At 71.9% G+C, this 16177-nt stretch carries 13 protein-coding genes; 3 read left to right on the top strand and 10 right to left on the bottom strand.

All coding sequences use genetic code 11. The features are described 5' to 3' along the window. Nucleotides 1–190: 190 nt before the first annotated feature. The 3 genes from glmS to AC061S_RS42825 form a co-directional block, all read right to left on the bottom strand. Nucleotides 191–2008, bottom strand: coding sequence for a glutamine--fructose-6-phosphate transaminase (isomerizing) (glmS, locus tag AC061S_RS42835; RefSeq protein ID WP_478691295.1), 1818 nt, complete (start codon nt 2006–2008; stop codon nt 191–193). Nucleotides 2009–2117: 109 nt separating this feature from the next. Further along, entirely contained in the window at nt 2118–2393 is a 276-nt protein-coding gene (locus tag AC061S_RS42830; RefSeq protein ID WP_112450006.1) for a hypothetical protein, read from the bottom strand. A 107-nt stretch (nt 2394–2500) separates the two neighbouring features. Next, complete coding sequence (locus AC061S_RS42825) at nt 2501–3424, bottom strand: DUF4429 domain-containing protein (RefSeq protein ID WP_478691294.1); 924 nt, start codon at nt 3422–3424, stop codon at nt 2501–2503. A 52-nt stretch (nt 3425–3476) separates the two neighbouring features. Here AC061S_RS42825 and AC061S_RS42820 point away from each other — a divergent pair, with 52 nt between their 5' ends. Then, complete coding sequence (locus tag AC061S_RS42820; protein WP_478691293.1) at nt 3477–5072, top strand: beta-N-acetylhexosaminidase; 1596 nt, start codon at nt 3477–3479, stop codon at nt 5070–5072. 457 nt (nt 5073–5529) lie between these two features. Here the strand turns inward: AC061S_RS42820 and AC061S_RS42815 are convergent, their stop codons facing one another. From AC061S_RS42815 to AC061S_RS42785, 7 genes are all read right to left on the bottom strand, one after another. After that, entirely contained in the window at nt 5530–5685 is a 156-nt protein-coding gene (locus AC061S_RS42815; protein WP_478691292.1) for a hypothetical protein, read from the bottom strand. 502 nt (nt 5686–6187) lie between these two features. Next, on the bottom strand, nt 6188–7105 hold the full coding sequence (locus tag AC061S_RS42810; protein ID WP_478691291.1) for a siderophore-interacting protein: 918 nt from the start codon (nt 7103–7105) through the stop codon (nt 6188–6190). A 103-nt stretch (nt 7106–7208) separates the two neighbouring features. Next, nucleotides 7209–8246 carry an ABC transporter substrate-binding protein gene (locus AC061S_RS42805; RefSeq protein ID WP_478691290.1) on the bottom strand — a complete coding sequence of 346 codons (1038 nt, stop codon included), beginning with the start codon at nt 8244–8246 and terminating at the stop codon, nt 7209–7211. Between the two features lie 125 nt (nt 8247–8371). After that, a complete protein-coding gene (locus AC061S_RS42800; protein ID WP_478691289.1) occupies nt 8372–9532 on the bottom strand; it encodes an acyl-CoA dehydrogenase family protein in 1161 nt (386 codons plus the stop codon). Between the two features lie 8 nt (nt 9533–9540). Then, a complete protein-coding gene (locus AC061S_RS42795; RefSeq protein ID WP_478691288.1) occupies nt 9541–10473 on the bottom strand; it encodes a hydroxymethylglutaryl-CoA lyase in 933 nt (310 codons plus the stop codon). Continuing rightward, entirely contained in the window at nt 10470–12599 is a 2130-nt protein-coding gene (locus AC061S_RS42790; protein WP_478691287.1) for an acetyl/propionyl/methylcrotonyl-CoA carboxylase subunit alpha, read from the bottom strand. The genes AC061S_RS42795 and AC061S_RS42790 overlap by 4 nt, the downstream gene beginning before the upstream one ends. 201 nt (nt 12600–12800) lie before the next feature. Further along, on the bottom strand, nt 12801–14417 hold the full coding sequence (locus AC061S_RS42785) for a carboxyl transferase domain-containing protein (RefSeq protein ID WP_478691286.1): 1617 nt from the start codon (nt 14415–14417) through the stop codon (nt 12801–12803). 100 nt (nt 14418–14517) lie between these two features. On the opposite strand from AC061S_RS42785, the gene AC061S_RS42780 reads away from it, so the two are divergent. Then, nucleotides 14518–15096, top strand: coding sequence for an SACE_7040 family transcriptional regulator (locus AC061S_RS42780; RefSeq protein WP_478691285.1), 579 nt, complete (start codon nt 14518–14520; stop codon nt 15094–15096). A 65-nt stretch (nt 15097–15161) separates the two neighbouring features. Next, complete coding sequence (locus tag AC061S_RS42775; RefSeq protein ID WP_478691284.1) at nt 15162–15968, top strand: phosphatase; 807 nt, start codon at nt 15162–15164, stop codon at nt 15966–15968. The last annotated feature ends 209 nt before the right edge of the window (nt 15969–16177 follow it).

Raw genomic sequence — 16177 nt, 5'->3', positions numbered from 1 at the left:
TCGCCGCCCAGCTCAACGGCCGACCACGCAAAACGCTCGGCTGGGAAACCCCAGCCGAGCGCCTGCATAAACTCCTCGCGGCCTGAACAACCAACCACGTGTTGCGACGACCCCTAGAAACCGCCGATCCCCGGGGGCCTTCCTCGTGCGTGCGGCCCGCGCGGCCAGGTGGCTACGCGGTCTGCGCGACCTACTCGACGGTGACGGACTTCGCCAGGTTGCGCGGCTTGTCGATGTCCCGGCCCATGGCCAGGGCGGTGTGGTACGCCAGCAGCTGCAGCGGGATACCCATCAGGATCGGGTCCAGTTCGTCCTCGTTCTTGGGGACGAGGATGGTGTGGTCGGCCTTCTCCTGCTTGGTGTGGGCGACCGCCAGGATCCGGCCGCTGCGGGCCTTGATCTCCTCCAGCGCCGCGCGGTTCTTCTCCAGCAGGTCGTCGTCAGGGACGATCGCGACCGTCGGCAGCGAGGGCTCGATGAGGGCGAGCGGACCGTGCTTGAGCTCGGAGGCCGGGTAGGCCTCGGCGTGGATGTAGGAGATCTCCTTGAGCTTCAGGGAGGCCTCCAGGGCCACCGGGTAGCCCCGGACGCGGCCGATGAACATCATCGACTTGGCCTCGGCGTACTCGGCGGCCAGCTTCTTGATGTCCTCTTCGCCGTCCAGGATCTCCTGGATCTGCGCGGGCAGCTTGCGCAGGCCGTCGATGATCCGCTTGCCGTCGGTGACGGACAGGTCGCGGATGCGGCCAAGGTGCACGGCGAGCAGCGCGAAGGCCACGACCGTGTTGGTGAAGCACTTGGTGGAGACGACGCAGACCTCGGGGCCGGCGTGCACGTACACGCCGCCGTCGGCGGCGCGGGCGATCGCGGAGCCGACCACGTTGACCACGCCGAGGACGCGGGCGCCCTTGCGCTTGAGCTCCTGCACCGCCGCGAGCACGTCGTACGTCTCACCGGACTGGGAGACCGCGATGTAGAGGGTGTCGGGGTCCACGACCGGGTTGCGGTAGCGGAACTCCGAGGCCGGCTCGGCGTCGGCGGGGATGCGGGCCAGGCTCTCGATGAGGCCCGCACCGATGAGGCCGGCGTGGTACGAGGTGCCGCAGCCCAGGATCTTGACCCGGCGGATGCCGCGCGCCTCGCGCGGGTCCAGGTTCAGGCCGCCCAGGTGGACGGTGTTGAACCGGTCGTCGATCCGGCCGCGCAGGACGCGGTCGACCGCGTCGGCCTGCTCGGAGATCTCCTTGTGCATGTACGTGTCGTGGCCGCCCATGTCGTAGGAGGCGGCCTCCCACTCCACGGTCTCGGGCGTGGCGGTGGTCGTCGTACCGGAGGTGGTGTAGGTCCGGAAGTCGTCGGCCTTCAGGGTCGCCATCTCGCCGTCGTCGAGGGTGACGATCTGGCGGGTGTGGGCGACGAGCGCGGCGATGTCCGAGGCGACGAACATCTCCTTCTCGCCGATGCCGAGGACGACCGGGGAGCCGTTGCGGGCCACGACGATGCGGTCGGCGAAGTCGGAGTGCATGACGGCGATGCCGTAGGTGCCCTCGACGACCTTGAGCGCCTCGCGGACCTTCTCCTCCAGGGTGTCGGCCTGGGCGCGGGCGATGAGGTGGACGAGCACCTCGGTGTCGGTCTCCGAGAGGAAGACGACCCCGTCGGCCTCCAGCTTGGCGCGCAGCTCGGAGGCGTTGTCGACGATCCCGTTGTGGACGACGGCGACCTTGTTGTCGGCGTCCAGGTGCGGGTGGGAGTTGAGGTCGCTCGGGGCGCCGTGGGTGGCCCAGCGGGTGTGGGCGATGCCGGTGGTGCCGGCGAAGCGCTTGGGTACCCGGGACTCCAGCTCGCGTACGCGGCCCTTGGCCTTGACGACCTTCAGGGCCGCGGCCTTCGGGCTGTTGACGACGATGCCCGCAGAGTCGTAACCGCGGTACTCCAGTCGCTGCAGGCCCTCCAGCAGCAGCGGTGCCACGTCACGCTTGCCGATGTAACCCACGATTCCGCACATAAGGTCTTTCCCCTCCTGAAGTTCGTTTGCTCTTGCCGCTGCCCGGATCCCCGGCAGGTGGTGCTCAGCTGTGGACGACTCGGCTGTGGACGACTCAGCCGTAGCCGACTCAGCCGTAGACGATGCGGCGCAGTTGCCGGAGCGACAGCTCCGGCGGTGCCACGGCGCGGTGCGGCAGTTCGGCCGCGATCCGCTCGAAGATGTCCGCGTTGACCGCGCCCCCGGACTGCAGCTCACGGTGGCGCCGGCGGACGAACTCCTCGGTGCTCTCGTCGAAGTACGCGAGCACGTCGAGCACCACTCGGGCGGCTTCGCCCCGCTGGAGCGAGGTGCTGCGCACCAAGTGGTCGACGAGGTCGTCGTGCGACGGGCGGTGGTCGGGCATCCGTCGATATTGGCGGTACGAGCCGCAGAACGCAAAAATCCTGCCCGGAATCGGGCAGGATAGCGCTGGTCTGGACCAGGGGAAGGGTTGATTCCGGTCTTCTGAGGTCAGAAACGACCCAAAATCGCTGCTTTCGCCGTCGCGAACTCCTCGGCGGTGAGGATCCCCGCATGATGCAGCTCTCCCAGCTCGCGCAGCCGGCGCAGCAGGGCGTCGTGGTCCTCCGCGGGGGCGGCGGCAGGGGCGGACGCGGGGGCAAGGGCAGGGGCAAGGGCGGGGGCGGGGGCCGGCGGGGTCCCGGGCGGGAGCGGAGGCTCGGACGCGAGCGCCGCCGGGTGCGGCATGCGCACGGCGACCGCCGCCGCGACCAGCGCCATCAAGGGGTCCTTCTTGAACCCGAACAGTTCCACCGCGTGCGGGTCGTACTTCGGCGGGACCGGCTGCACGGTGTGGCCGGTCAGGACGAAGCGGATCCACCCGTTCTCCAGCCCCCGTGACGGGGCCCACTCCACCGACCGCACGTTCCCGATCCGGAACTCCCGGGGCCCGCCGGACCGCTTGGCCTCCTCCGTGGTCCAGTTCCACTCCAGGGACACCCGGTCCCCGTCGAAGGCCACCGTCCCGTCGCCGGCGCCGACCGTGATCGGCACGGCGGGACCCGGCAGGAGGTAGGAGTCCGCGGGCCCGGCGTCCACCTGGTCCAGCAGCAGGGCGTTGCGCACCGCGTCCACGAAGTACTCCGCCACCCCGCCGCGGTCCGGTTCCACCGTCAGCCGGTACGGATCGGAGGCCTCCGGCAGCCGGCCGCCCGTCACCTGGAGCAGCGGGTCGGCGCCGTCACGCAGCCGCAGGCGCAGCCGGCCCGCCTTGCGCCCGGCTTCGTAGGAGATCCCGGCCAGCGCGCGCAGCGGGACGAGCACCTCGCCCAGCGTCTGGCGCAGCAGCCCCACTCCCTTGTCGCGGCCCGGCACGATGCGCACCGCGTCCCCGTCGAAGGTCCATGTGCCGTCCTTCTGGATGATTTCCGCCATCCTTGGATTCTTGCATCGGCCCCACGGGCCCGGTTGGCCTATACCTATGCCCATGAGAGTCCCGCGACGCACGCTCGCCGCCCTCCTGGTCCTCGCCGCCGTCCCCGCGGCCGCCTCCTGCAGCAGCGCCGCCCGGGGGGACGACGCCCGGCCTGGCGACGAGCCCCCCGCCGCGCTCGCGCCCTACGAACGGCTCCTGCCGGCTCCCGTCTCCGCACGGGCCGAAGGCCCGGGGTACGCCTTCGGCCCGGGCACGGTCATCCGTACCGGACCGACCGGCGACGAGGAGGTCCGCAAGGTCGGCGAACTCCTCGCCGAGCAGCTGCGCGGCCCCAGCGGGCTGCCGCTGCCCGTGGTCGACGGCGTGCAGGGCGACGGCATCCGGCTGCGGATCGACGCCGGGGCAGAGGGGGCGGGGGAGGAGGGCTACCGGCTGGAGTCCGGGCCCGGCGGGGTCACCCTCACCGCCCGCACGCCCGCGGGCCTCTTCCACGCCGGCCAGACGCTGCGCCAGCTCCTGCCGGTGTCCGGTCCGGGGACGGTGCCGGGCGGCACGGTCACCGACGCGCCGCGCTTCGCCTACCGGGGGGCGATGGTGGACGTGGCCCGCCACTTCTTCACGGTGGAGCAGGTGAAGAGGTACGTCGACCAGCTCGCCCAGTACAAGGTCAACACCCTGCACCTGCACCTGACCGACGACCAGGGCTGGCGCATCGCGATCGACTCCTGGCCGAGGCTCGCGGAGCACGGGGGTGCGAGCGAGGTCGGCGGCGGCCCCGGCGGGCACTGGACGAAGGACGAGTACCGGGACCTGGTGGCGTACGCCTCGGAGCGGTACGTGGACGTGGTCCCGGAGATCGACATGCCCGGCCACGTGAACGCCGCGCAGGCCGCCTACGCCGAGCTGAACTGCGACGGCAAGGCGCGCGAGCACTACACCGGGATCAAGGTCGGCTTCAGCTCGCTCTGCGTGGGCAAGGAGCGGACCTACGAGTTCATCGACCAGGTGCTGGGGGAGCTCGCGGAGCTGACCCCCGGCACGTACCTCCACATCGGCGGCGACGAGGCGCACTCCACGCCCGCGGCGGACTACGCGGCCTTCATGGACCGGGCGCAGGCGGTGGTGGCCAAGCACGGCAAGACGGTGGTGGCCTGGCACCAGCTCGCGACGGCCCGGCCGGCCCCCGGCGCGGTGCTCCAGTACTGGGGCCACGACCGCACGGCGGCGGCCGAGAAGGCGGCGGTGGCCGCGGCCGCCAAGGCGGGCAACCCGGTGATCCTGTCCCCGGCGGACCGGCTCTACCTGGACATGAAGTACGACAAGGAGACGAAGCCGGGTCTGGCCTGGGCCGGGTACGTGCCGGTGCGCCGGGCCTACGACTGGGACCCGGGGACCTATATGACGGGCCTCCCGGAGTCCGCGGTCCTCGGGGTGGAGGCCCCGCTGTGGACGGAGACCGTCGCGACGCGGGGGGACTGGGAGCTGATGGCCTTCCCACGCGTGCTGGGGCTGGCGGAACTGGGCTGGTCCCCGGCCGCCACCCGCGACTGGACCTCGTACCGGCTGCGCCTGGCAGCCCAGGGCCCGCGCCTGGACGCCCAGGACGTCACCTACCACCGGGCGCCGGACGTGCCCTGGGGCCGGTGACGGCCCGCCGGAATGGGGCGCCACCTGCCTGATCGCGGGATCGGACGGTGCTGCAGGATGTGCGGATGATATTCGGAGGCAGGAAGCTCCCGGGCGCCGTGGAGCGGTTCGAGCAGGCTGTGCGCGCGCAGGACCTTCCGGCTTCGCAGCGGGCGTTCGCGCAGCTCCACCGGGCGGCCGGCAAGGCCGGTGCCGCCGAGTCCCGGGAGGCGGGACCCCGGTTGGCGGCGCTGCTCGGGGAAGTCCCGCCCGGGCCGAGGGCCACGGTCGCGGTGATCGTCGGGGCGTGCGTGGAACGGGGTGCGGACCCGGTCGCCTGCGCGCCGGGTATCTTCGCCGGGGCCACGGCGGCGTTCGCGGTCGCCGGTGACTTCTGCGCGCGCTGGACGGACACGGGCGGCGGGGACCTGCCGGACCCGGAGGGCGAGCACACCGACGAGATCGCCGAGCGGGTGGGTCACGACCTCGCGGTCGGCTGGTTCTCCCTGCCGGAGTGGGAGATGGCGGCCGTCGCCGTGCTGGGCGCGGCGGCCGTGCGCCGGACGGTGGAGGGCAAGGCGGAGCTGCTCGCGGGCGTGGAGCGGGTGGCGGAGGCCTCGGGCGACGCGTTCAAGTGCCTGACGTACGCCCTGCGGGTGCTGGACGACGAACCGCTCGTCGTCCTGCACCGCGAGAGCGGAACCAGCTTCGCCCTGCGCATGAGCGGAATCGGCGACAACTTCCAGCTGCACACCCTGCTCGCGGGCGTGCTCATCGGGGGGAAGCACGTGCCGGGCGAGGCGCCGTCGGCGCGGGAGGTCGCCGTGTGCCGGGACGCCGACGGGATGGTCCCGACGACCGGGGCGTTCAACCTGGTCGGTGCGGACGGAGTCTGGCTCTTCAACGAGGGCACCCCGACCGACATCGCCGTCGTGGACGGCGTCCGGCTGCTCGTGCTGGACCCGTCCCCGTACCGGCGGAGGTGGCATGCCGGGCGGTTCTTCCCCGGCATGCGCGGCGACCTGGTGCTGGAGCGGGTGCTCGGCGCGGAGGAGGCCGCCGGCTGGTTCGGCAAGTGGCTCCGGACAAGGGGTGGGCGCGCGGGTGAGGAACCGGAGCGGGGCCAGGTCGACGGCCTAGAGGGCCGCCGTCGGGTCCTCGTCGGGGGCCTGGCCCGCGTAGGCCTCCGCGAGGAGTTGCTCCTCGCTCGCGCCGAGGCGCCAGTAGCCGGTGAAGCGGACCGCCCGGCGGTCGACGCCGCAGTCCTGGACGACGTGCCTGCGGACCGCGCGGATCGTCGCGGACTCGCCGGCGATCCAGGCGTACGGGGCTGCGGAGGCGGGCCGTTCGGCCGCCCGGAGGGCTTCCAGCACCCGGTCGGTGCGTTCCGGGCCGGTGCCCGGCTCGCGGACCACCCAGGTGATGTCCGCGCCGGCGGGCGTCGGCAGGTACAGCCGGTCGTCCTCGTGCGGGACCTCGAACCAGGCCCTGACCGGGGTGCCCTCGGGGAGCCGGTCCAGGATCGCGGCGGCCGCGGGCAGGGCGGTCTCGTCGGCGTACAGGAGGAACGCGTCGGTGGCGGCCGGCGGCTGGAAGCGTACGGACTTGTTCTCCGCGACGGCCGGGCCGATGGCCATGATCCGGCGGCCGGTCACCGCGCGGCCCGCCCAGGACGAGGCGGGGGAGGAGGCGCCGTGCAGGACGAAGTCGATGTCCACCTCGTCCACCCCGCCAGGGGTCCGGCGCTGTGCGCGGACCGTGTACGAGCGCATCACCGGGCGCTCCTCGTCCGGCATCCCGCGCCAGTCCGCGAACCAGGTGTCCTCGCCCGTGGACGGCAGCACCGTGTGCTCCCGGCCGGCGGGCGGCAGGAAGAGGGAGAGGCTCTGGTCGTAGCCGCCCGAGCGGAACTCCGCCAGGGACTCGCCGCCGAAGGTGATCCGCAGGAAGGAGTGGCCCAGGCGGCGCGTGCGGAGCACTTCGAGCTCGAAGAACCGGAAGTGCGGGATCGCGGCCTCACGTGCCGTGGCGTCGTCGGTGGCGTTGGCGGTCATGCGGAGGGTCCCCCCTGGGATCGGTGCGACGACGGGTGAAGGCGACGGGCGAAGCAGAAGGCCCCGGCGCCTGGGTGAGGCGCCGGGGCCGGACGGCTCGGGGTCAGCCGACCTTCTTGGCGTTCTGGATGGCCTTGGTGAGCTCTTCGACGATCTGCGCGCACTTCTCGTAGGAGTAGATCGGCTCGGTCACGCGGGGGGTGATCTGACCGGCCTTGACGGCGGGCATCTCGGCCCAGGTCGGCTTGGCCTTCAGCTCCTCCGGCTGGAGGGTGCCGGTGCGGTTGTCGAGGAGGACCACGTCGGCCTTGTACTTGCCGGCGTTCTCCCAGCTGAGGCTCTCGAAGAAGCCGCCCTCGACCTTGTCCGGGGTGACGAACTCGACGCCGAGCGACTGGAAGTACTTCAGGTCGGCGGAGGTGGCCGGGGTGGAGACGTAGAACAGGTCGGCGGCGCCGGAACCGACGAGCACCTTGATGCCGGGGTTCGCCTTGGTGGCCTCGCGGAGCTTCGCGGAGGCCGCCTCGAAGCGGGCCTTGGCGTCGACGGTCTTCTTGGCGTTCAGGTCGGCGCCCAGGGAGCCGGCGAGCTCCGCGGTGCGGGCCAGGGCCTTGTCCATGGTGACGTCGCCGCCCACGCCGATCGCGGCGGCCGGGGCCAGCTTCAGGATCTTGTCCTTGGAGGCCTCGGGCAGGTACCAGTAGCTGTCCTTCTCCCAGGTGTTGGTCACCAGGAGGTCGGGCTGGAGGGCCGCGTACTTCTCGACGTTGAACTCGTCGTAGACGTTGCCGATGATCTCGACCTTGGAGATGTCCATCGAGCCGGCCTGTACGTCGGCCTTGCCGTCGGCGGTCTTCGTCGGGCCGAACACGCCCTTGACGCCGATCCCGTAGTCGTACAGCGCGGCCGCGGTGCCGGTGAAGGCGACGATGTTCTTCGGCGTGGACTCGGCGGTGACGTCCTTGCCCATGTCGTCCTTGAAGCTCCACGCGCCCGAGGCGGCGCCCGTGCCCTTGTCGCCCGACCCGTCCTTCGCGGAGTCGCTGCCACCGCAAGCGGTGAGCGCGGCCACGAGGCCGAGGGCGCCGCCTGCCGCGATGAGACCGCGACGGGTGAGGAGGGAGGAGCGGGACTTGGGCATGGGGATGTCCACTTTCATGCGTACTGGGCGGCTCGGGCGTTCGATAGGAAGGTTAGCCTAACCTTGGCTGAAAACGACAAGGGGCCCTCCTCGCGGAGGGCCCCGTACCGCACCACCGACTGCCGTCAGGCGGAAACTCCCAGCTCACGGGCGATCAGCATGCGCTGCACCTCGCTCGTGCCCTCGCCGATCTCCAGGATCTTCGAGTCGCGCCACATGCGGGCCACCGGGTACTCGTTCATGAACCCGTAGCCGCCGTGGATCTGCGTGGCGTCGCGTGCGTTGTCGACCGCCACCGTCGAGGAGTACAGCTTCGCGATGGCCGCCTCCTTCTTGAACGGCTCCCCGGCCACGAGCCGGGAGGCCGCGTCGCGCCAGCCGATCCGGGCCATGTGGGCGCGCACCTCCATGTCCGCCAGCTTGAACTGGATGGCCTGGTTGTCGCCGATCGCCTTGCCGAACGCGTGCCGCTCCTTGGCGTACTTCACCGACTCGTCCACGCAGCCCTGCGCCAGGCCCGTCGCGAGCGCCGAGATGGCCACGCGGCCCTCGTCGAGGATCCGCAGGAACTGGGCGTAGCCGCGGCCCTCTTCGCCGACCAGGTTGGCGAGGGGGACCCGTACGCCGTCGAAGGACAGCTCACGGGTGTCCGAGGAGTTCCAGCCGACCTTGGAGTAGGGCGCGGCCACCGTGAAGCCGGGGGTGCCGGACGGGACGATGATCGAGGAGATCTCCGGGCGGCCGTCCGCCTTGCGGGACGTCACGGCGGTGACGGTGACCAGCCCGGTGATGTCCGTACCGGAGTTGGTGATGAAGCACTTGGAGCCGTTGATCACCCACTCGTCGCCGTCCCGGACAGCGGTCGTGCGGGTGCCGCCCGCGTCGGAGCCCGCGCCGGGCTCGGTCAGGCCGAAGGCGCCGAGGACCTCGCCGGAGCACATCTTCGGCAGCCACTGCTGCTTCTGCTCCTCGGTGCCGAAGAGGTACAGCGGCATCGCGCCGAGCGAGACGCCGGCCTCCAGGGTGATGGCGACCGAGGAGTCGACGCGGGCCAGCTCCTCCAGGGCGATGCCGAGGGCGAGGTAGTCGCCGCCCATGCCGCCGTACTCCTCCGGGAAGGGCAGGCCGAACAGGCCCATGCGGCCCATCTCGCGGACGATCTCGTACGGGAACTCGTGCCGCTCGTACAGGTCGCCGATCTTGGGTGCCACCACATCGTGCGCGAACGCCTCTACGGTGCGGCGGAGTTCCTCGTGCTCGGGGGTGAGCCGGTGGTCGAGGGCCATGGTCTTCGTTACTCCTTGTGGGAGAGGGCGCGGACGGTACGGGAGGGGCTGGTGCGCCCCAACTGCTCGGCCATCCACACGCTCGTGGCGGTGAGGGAGGCCAGATCGACCCCGGTCTCGATGCCGAGGCCGTCGAGCATCCAGACGAGGTCCTCGGTCGCGAGATTGCCGGTGGCGCTCTTGGCGTACGGGCATCCGCCGAGGCCGCCCGCGGAGGCGTCGACGGTGGTCACGCCGTGCTGGAGCGCGGCGAGGGTGTTGGACAGCGCCTGGCCGTAGGTGTCGTGGAAGTGCACGCCGATCCGGTCGGTGCCCACGCCCTCCTCGTTGAGCGCGCAGAGGAGGGTCCGCACGTGCCCCGGGGTGGCGACGCCGATGGTGTCGCCGAGGCTCAGCTCGTCACAGCCGAGGTCCAGGAGGGCCTTGGCGACGCCGACCACCTGGTGGACCGGGACCGGGCCCTCCCAGGGGTCGCCGAAGCACATGGAGAGGTAGCCGCGGACGTGGGCCCCGTGGTCCTTGGCGCGGGCCACGACGGGCTCGAACATCGCGAGGGACTCGGCGACGGTGCGGTTGAGGTTGCGGGAGGCGAAGGTCTCGGTGGCCGAACCGAACACCGCGATCCGGGTCGCGCCGAGCGCGAGCGCGCGGTCGAGGCCGCGGTCGTTGGGGACGAGGACCGGCAGCTCCGCGTGCACGTCGGCGAGGAGGGGGAACAGCTCCTCGGCGTCGGCCAGCTGGGGGACCCACTTGGGGTGCACGAAGCTGGTGGCCTCGATGGTGGTGAGGCCGGCGGCGGCCAGCCGGTGCACGAACTCGGCCTTCACGTGGGTCGGGACGGTCGTCTTCTCGTTCTGCAGCCCGTCGCGGGCGCCCACCTCGTGGATCCGGACCCGGGCCGGGAGGCCCTCGTCCGCGAAGCTCATCGGAAGCCCGTTCATTCGCCCGTCCCCTCCTCGTCCGGGGTGACGACGGCCAGGACCTGGTCCATGGCGACGGTGCTGCCGGGGGTGACGTCGAGCTCGGTGACGGTGCCGGCGTGCGGGGCGGAGATGACGTGCTCCATCTTCATGGCCTCGACGACGAGCAGGCTCTGCCCGGCGGTCACCTTCTCGCCCACGGTCACCTTGACCACCGTGACGGTGCCGGGCATGGGGGCGGCGAGGGTGTCGGCGCCTGCGCGTCCCGCTCCGCGGAGGTTGGCCTCGACCGGGTCGTGCGTCTGGACGTGCCAGGAGTCGCCGTCGCGGCCGAGCCAGGTTCCCTCCGGGGAGGTGGCGTGGCTGAACCGGTGGGTGACCCCGTTGAGTTCGACCGTGAGGTGGTCGGGGGTGCGGTGCACGATCCGGCCCCGGGCCGGGGTGCTGGGGCTCCGCCCCAGACCCCGCGCCTCAAACGCCGGCGGGGCTGGATTTGGCGTGCCGCCGCCGTCGGGTGCGGGTTCGAGGAGCAGTTCCGTACCGGAACCAGAGGGCCGGGTGCGGACCGTTACCGGGTCCTGGCCGGGGAGGCGGAAGTGGTGGACCGTCCAGGCGGGGGTTCCGCCGAGGCGCCAGCCGTTGGCGGTGTCGAACGGGTCGACCCAGGCGGCTGAGCCACCGGTCCCGCTGTCCTGTGAGCCCCCGGCAGGGTTTCGGGAAGGGGCGGGGTGGGGGAACGAGCCCCCGGCCAGCAGCGCAGCCGCCGCGTACACCTCGTCCGGGACCCCGTCGGGGAGGAGCGCGGCCAGGTCCCGCTCGACCAGGCCCGTGTCCAGGTCCCCGGACACCACGTCCGGGTGGGCCAGCAGGCGGCGCAGGAAGCCCGTGTTGGTCTGGACGCCCAGGATCACGGTGTCCGCGAGGGCGCCCCGGAGGACACGCAGGGCCGCCGCCCGGTCGGGACCGTAGGCGATGACCTTCGACAGCATCGGGTCGTACGTGGACCCGGTGTCGACCCCCGCCGCCAGGCCGGAGTCCGTGCGGACGGATCCGCCGGACGGCTCCGACAGGGCCAGCACCATGCCGCCGGAGGGCAGGAAGCCCCGCGCCGGATCTTCCGCGCAGACGCGGGCTTCGATCGCGTGCCCGGTCAGTCGGACCTCCGACTGGCCGAAGCCCAGCTCCGCGCCCGCCGCGACCCGGAGCTGTTGCTCGACCAGGTCCAGCCCGGTGACGAGCTCGGTCACCGGGTGCTCCACCTGGAGCCGGGTGTTCATCTCCATGAAGTAGTACGAGGCGGGATCGTGGCCCGGGACGATGAACTCCACCGTCCCCGCGCCGACGTACCCGCAGGACCGCGCCGCCTCCACCGCCGCCGCGCCCATCGAGGCCCGCAGCTCCGGCGTCAGCAGGACCGACGGGGCCTCCTCGATGACCTTCTGGTGGCGCCGCTGGAGCGAGCACTCGCGCTCCCCGAGGTGGACCACGTTCCCGTGCGCGTCCGCCAGTACCTGGATCTCGATGTGCCGGGGCCGGTCCACCCAGCGCTCCACGAGCAGGGTGTCGTCGCCGAAGGAGGACTTCGCCTCGCGCCGGGCCGCCGCGATCTCCTCGCCGAGCAGCGCGGAGTCCCGTACGAGCCGCATGCCCTTGCCGCCGCCGCCCGCCGAGGGCTTCAGCAGGACCGGCATGCCGATCTGTTCGGCCGCGGCTACCAGTTCGGCGTCGGACAGCCCGCTGCCCGAGGAGCCGGGGACCACGGGCACGCCCGCGGCCTTGACGGTCTCCTTGGCGCGGATCTTGTCGCCCATCAGGGAGATCGCCGAGGCCGGCGGGCCGATGAAGGCCAGGCCCGCGTCCGCGCAGGCGGCCGCGAAGACGGCGTTCTCCGCGAGGAACCCGTAGCCGGGGTGGACGGCCTCGGCGCCCGTCCGGCGTGCGGCATCGAGCAGCCGCTCCACCGACAGGTAGCTCTCGGCGGCCGCCGCCGGGCCGATGCGGACGGCCGTGTCGGCCTCCCGTACGTGCCGGGCGTCGGCGTCGGCGTCGCTGAAGACGGCGACCGACCGTACCCCGAGCTCCCGCAGCGTGCGGATGACCCGGACCGCGATCTCGCCGCGGTTCGCGACCAGAACAGTGCTGAACATCGAAAAGTTCCTCACGTCACCCAAACCTTCGGTAGGGTCGTGGAATGCGTAGCGAGAACCAAGCACGCATGTGAAATCCCATAGCTTGTCGTCATATCCGGGCTGGTCTCAACCCGGCTGGTGTTGATCGCAGAAGACTCGATCGTTCGCTGAGCGATAGAGCAGCGTGAGCCAGGAATCCCCCTCATTGAGGGGGAGGATTCAAATACGGAAGATGCCGAAGTGTGAATCACCCAGCGGGGCGTTCGCGCACGCGGTCAGTGCCAGTCCGAGTACCTGCCTTGTCTCCAGCGGGTCGATGACCCCGTCGTCCCAAAGCCGTGCCGTGGCGTAGTACGCGTTGCCCTGCTCCTCGTACTGCGCTCGGACCGGGGACTTGAAAGCGTCCTCGTCCTCAGCCGTCCACTCGTGGCCCGCGCCTTCGATCTGGTCCCGCTTGACCGTCGCCAAAACGGACGCCGCCTGTTCGCCGCCCATGACGGAGATCTTGGCGTTGGGCCACATCCACAGGAAGCGCGGCGAATAAGCGCGCCCGCACATGGAATAGTTGCCGGCGCCGAACGAGCCGCCGACCACCACCGTGAGCTTCGGGACCCGGGTGCAGGCCACGGCCGTCACCATCTTGGCGCCGTGCTTGGCGATGCCGCCCGCCTCGTAGTCCCGGCCGACCATGAAGCCGGAGATGTTCTGGAGGAAGAGCAGCGGGATGCCGCGCTGGTCGCACAGCTCGATGAAGTGCGCGCCCTTCTGGGCCGATTCGGAGAACAGGATGCCGTTGTTGGCGACGATCCCGACGGGGTGGCCGTGGATCCGGGCGAAGCCGGTGACCAGGGTCTGCCCGAACTCGGCCTTGAACTCCTGGAAGCGGGAGCCGTCCACGATGCGGGCGATGATCTCGCGGGCGTCGTAGGGGGTGCGGGAGTCGACCGGCACCGCGCCGTACAGCCCGTACGGGTCCACCTTGGGCTCCTGCGGGGCCTCGACCGACCAGGGCAGGGCCTGGCGCTCGGGCAGGGTGGCCACGATGTTCCGTACGATCCGCAGCGCGTGCGCGTCGTCCTCCGCGAGGTGGTCGGTGACCCCGGAGATCCGGGAGTGCACCTCGCCGCCGCCCAGCTCCTCGGCCGTGACCACCTCGCCGGTGGCGGCCTTCACCAGCGGCGGGCCGCCGAGGAAGATCGTGCCCTGGCCGCGGACGATGACGGCCTCGTCGCTCATGGCCGGTACGTAGGCGCCGCCCGCCGTGCAGGAGCCGAGGACGGCGGCGATCTGCGGGATGCCGGCCCCCGACATGCGGGCCTGGTTGTAGAAGATGCGGCCGAAGTGGTCCCGGTCGGGGAAGACCTCGTCCTGCATGGGGAGGAAGGCGCCGCCCGAGTCGACCAGGTAGAGGCAGGGGAGACGGTTCTCCAGGGCCACCTCCTGGGCGCGCAGGTGCTTCTTCACGGTCATCGGGTAGTACGTGCCGCCCTTGACGGTGGCGTCGTTCGCGACGATGACGCACTCGCGGCCGCTGACCCGGCCGATGCCGGCGATCACCCCGGCGGCCGGGGCCGCGCCCCCGTACATGCCCTCGGCGGCCAGCGGGGCCAGCTCCAGGAAGGGGGATCCGGGGTCGAGGAGGGCGTCCACGCGGTCGCGCGGCAGCAGCTTCCCGCGGGCGGTGTGGCGGGCGCGGGCCTTCTCGCCGCCGCCGAGCCGGGCCGCCTCCAGCCGGGCCCGCAGGCCCTCGGAGAGCTCGCGGTGGGCGGCCTCGTTGGCCCGCCAGGCGTCGGACGCCGGGTCGGCGGCGCTCGTCAGCACTGGTGCCTGCTGCATCGGTCGAGCTCCCTTGCTCGGTGCGCTCTAGTTAATGAGCGTTAACGCATGTGGGACTTAGGTTAACGACCGCTAACGGCCCTGTCTAGAATGGATTCCCATGAGCACCAGAGCGGCCGCCCCGACCAGGCGCGAGCAGATCCTCGGCGAGGCTGCGCGCCTCTTCGCCGAGCGCGGTTTCCACGGCGTGGGCGTGGACGAGATAGGGGCCGCGGTGGGCATCAGCGGCCCCGGCCTGTACCGGCATTTCGCGGGCAAGGACGCGATGCTCGCCGAGCTGCTCGTCGGCATCAGCGAGCGGCTGCTCACGGGCGGCCGCCGACGGGTGGAGGAGGCGGCCGGCGACCCGTACGGCGTACTGGCCTCCCTCATCGACGGACACATCGACTTCGCGCTCGACGACCGGGCGCTGATCACCCTCCACGACCGGGAGCTGGACCGGCTGCGCGAGGCCGACCGCAAGCTCGTACGGCAGCTCCAGCGCAAGTACGTCGAGCTGTGGGTCGACGTCGTACGGGAGCTGCACCCCGAGGTGGGCGAGGCGGAGGTGCGCGTCTCCGTGCACGCGGTCTTCGGCCTGCTCAACTCCACCCCGCACCTCGCCGCGCTCGGCCGGGACGCGACGGAGTCGCTGCTGCGGCGGCTGGCGAACGGGGCCTTCGGGGCGCTGTCGGGATGACGCGGCGCGCCCGGGGTGTCCGGGGGACGGGATGGAAGGGACGGCTCCGGGCGCGCGGCGGCAGAATGGGCCGCATGCCGAAGCCGATAGAGACGCCTGTGCCCAGCCGAGCCGAACTCATCGACCACCTGGTCCGGACGCGGATCGCGGGGCAGGTCGCCACCCCGCGCGACAACAACCTCTCCCACTACCGCAAGCTCGCCAACGGCGACCGCCACTACTGGCTGGGCCTGGAGCTGGGCGACCGCTGGACGGACGAGCAGGACGTGCTCGCGGTGATGGCGGAGCGGTGCGGGGTCGTCGACGAGGCGACCCACCGCTTCGGCCAGGACACCATCGACCCGGAACTCACCGTGTCCGCCCTGGACCGGATGGCCGCGCGGCTGCACAAGGCCGCGCTGGACCGGCAGAGCGTGCTGCTGGCCACGGGGCACCCGGGCGGGCTGCTGGACGTGCACCGGGCCACGGCCGATGCGTTGCGCGCGGCGGGCTGCGAGATCGTGGTGATTCCGCCGGGGCTGGTCGCCGACGAGGGCTCGGTGTGGCAGTTCGCGGACGTCGCGGTCCTGGAGCGGGGCGCGACGCTCTGGCACACCCACTCCCCGGAGCCGATGGCGGCGATCCTGGACGGCTTGGCCGCCCTCGGCCGCCCCCAGCCCGACCTGGTCGTCGCCGACCACGGCTGGGCGGGCTGCGCGGCGCAGCGCGGGCTGGATGCGGTGGGCTACGCCGACTGCAACGACCCGGCGCTCTTCCTTGCCGAGGCCGAAGGCACCCTCCAGGTGGCGGTCCCCCTGGACGACCACGTCCGCGACCCGCGCTTCTACGACCCGATGGTCGCGTATCTCCTCGCGGCGGCGGGCCTGCTGTAACCCTCCGGGGGGTGCGGCGCCGTTGCCGGGGACCAGTCCCCGGGCCCCTGCGCCTCAATCGCCGGCGGGGCTGGGTTGTGGTGGCGTGGGCCTTGGCTGCGGGTGGGGGCCGGTGCCAACCGCGCCGACGGTGGGTGGTGGGTCTCTTCAGCCGCCCGACGTTGGGCCTTTCCAGTCGCCCGGCGTTGGAGTTTTTCAGCCGTCCGGCG

This window comes from Streptomyces sp. CA189 (assembly GCF_056428985.1).
This window is presented reverse-complemented; position numbering and strand designations above follow the sequence as displayed.

Coding starts and splice junctions, on each gene's coding strand:
- AC061S_RS42790 (WP_478691287.1), bottom strand. CDS start 12,599: ATGTTCAGCACTGTTCTGGTCGCGAACCGCGGCGAGATCGCGGTCCGG.
- AC061S_RS42800 (WP_478691289.1), bottom strand. CDS start 9,532: ATGGCCCTCGACCACCGGCTCACCCCCGAGCACGAGGAACTCCGCCGC.
- AC061S_RS42805 (WP_478691290.1), bottom strand. CDS start 8,246: ATGCCCAAGTCCCGCTCCTCCCTCCTCACCCGTCGCGGTCTCATCGCG.
- AC061S_RS42785 (WP_478691286.1), bottom strand. CDS start 14,417: ATGCAGCAGGCACCAGTGCTGACGAGCGCCGCCGACCCGGCGTCCGAC.
- glmS (WP_478691295.1), bottom strand. CDS start 2,008: ATGTGCGGAATCGTGGGTTACATCGGCAAGCGTGACGTGGCACCGCTG.
- AC061S_RS42795 (WP_478691288.1), bottom strand. CDS start 10,473: ATGAACGGGCTTCCGATGAGCTTCGCGGACGAGGGCCTCCCGGCCCGG.
- AC061S_RS42780 (WP_478691285.1), top strand. CDS start 14,518: ATGAGCACCAGAGCGGCCGCCCCGACCAGGCGCGAGCAGATCCTCGGC.
- AC061S_RS42775 (WP_478691284.1), top strand. CDS start 15,162: ATGGGCCGCATGCCGAAGCCGATAGAGACGCCTGTGCCCAGCCGAGCC.
- AC061S_RS42820 (WP_478691293.1), top strand. CDS start 3,477: ATGAGAGTCCCGCGACGCACGCTCGCCGCCCTCCTGGTCCTCGCCGCC.
- AC061S_RS42810 (WP_478691291.1), bottom strand. CDS start 7,105: ATGACCGCCAACGCCACCGACGACGCCACGGCACGTGAGGCCGCGATC.
- AC061S_RS42830 (WP_112450006.1), bottom strand. CDS start 2,393: ATGCCCGACCACCGCCCGTCGCACGACGACCTCGTCGACCACTTGGTG.
- AC061S_RS42825 (WP_478691294.1), bottom strand. CDS start 3,424: ATGGCGGAAATCATCCAGAAGGACGGCACATGGACCTTCGACGGGGAC.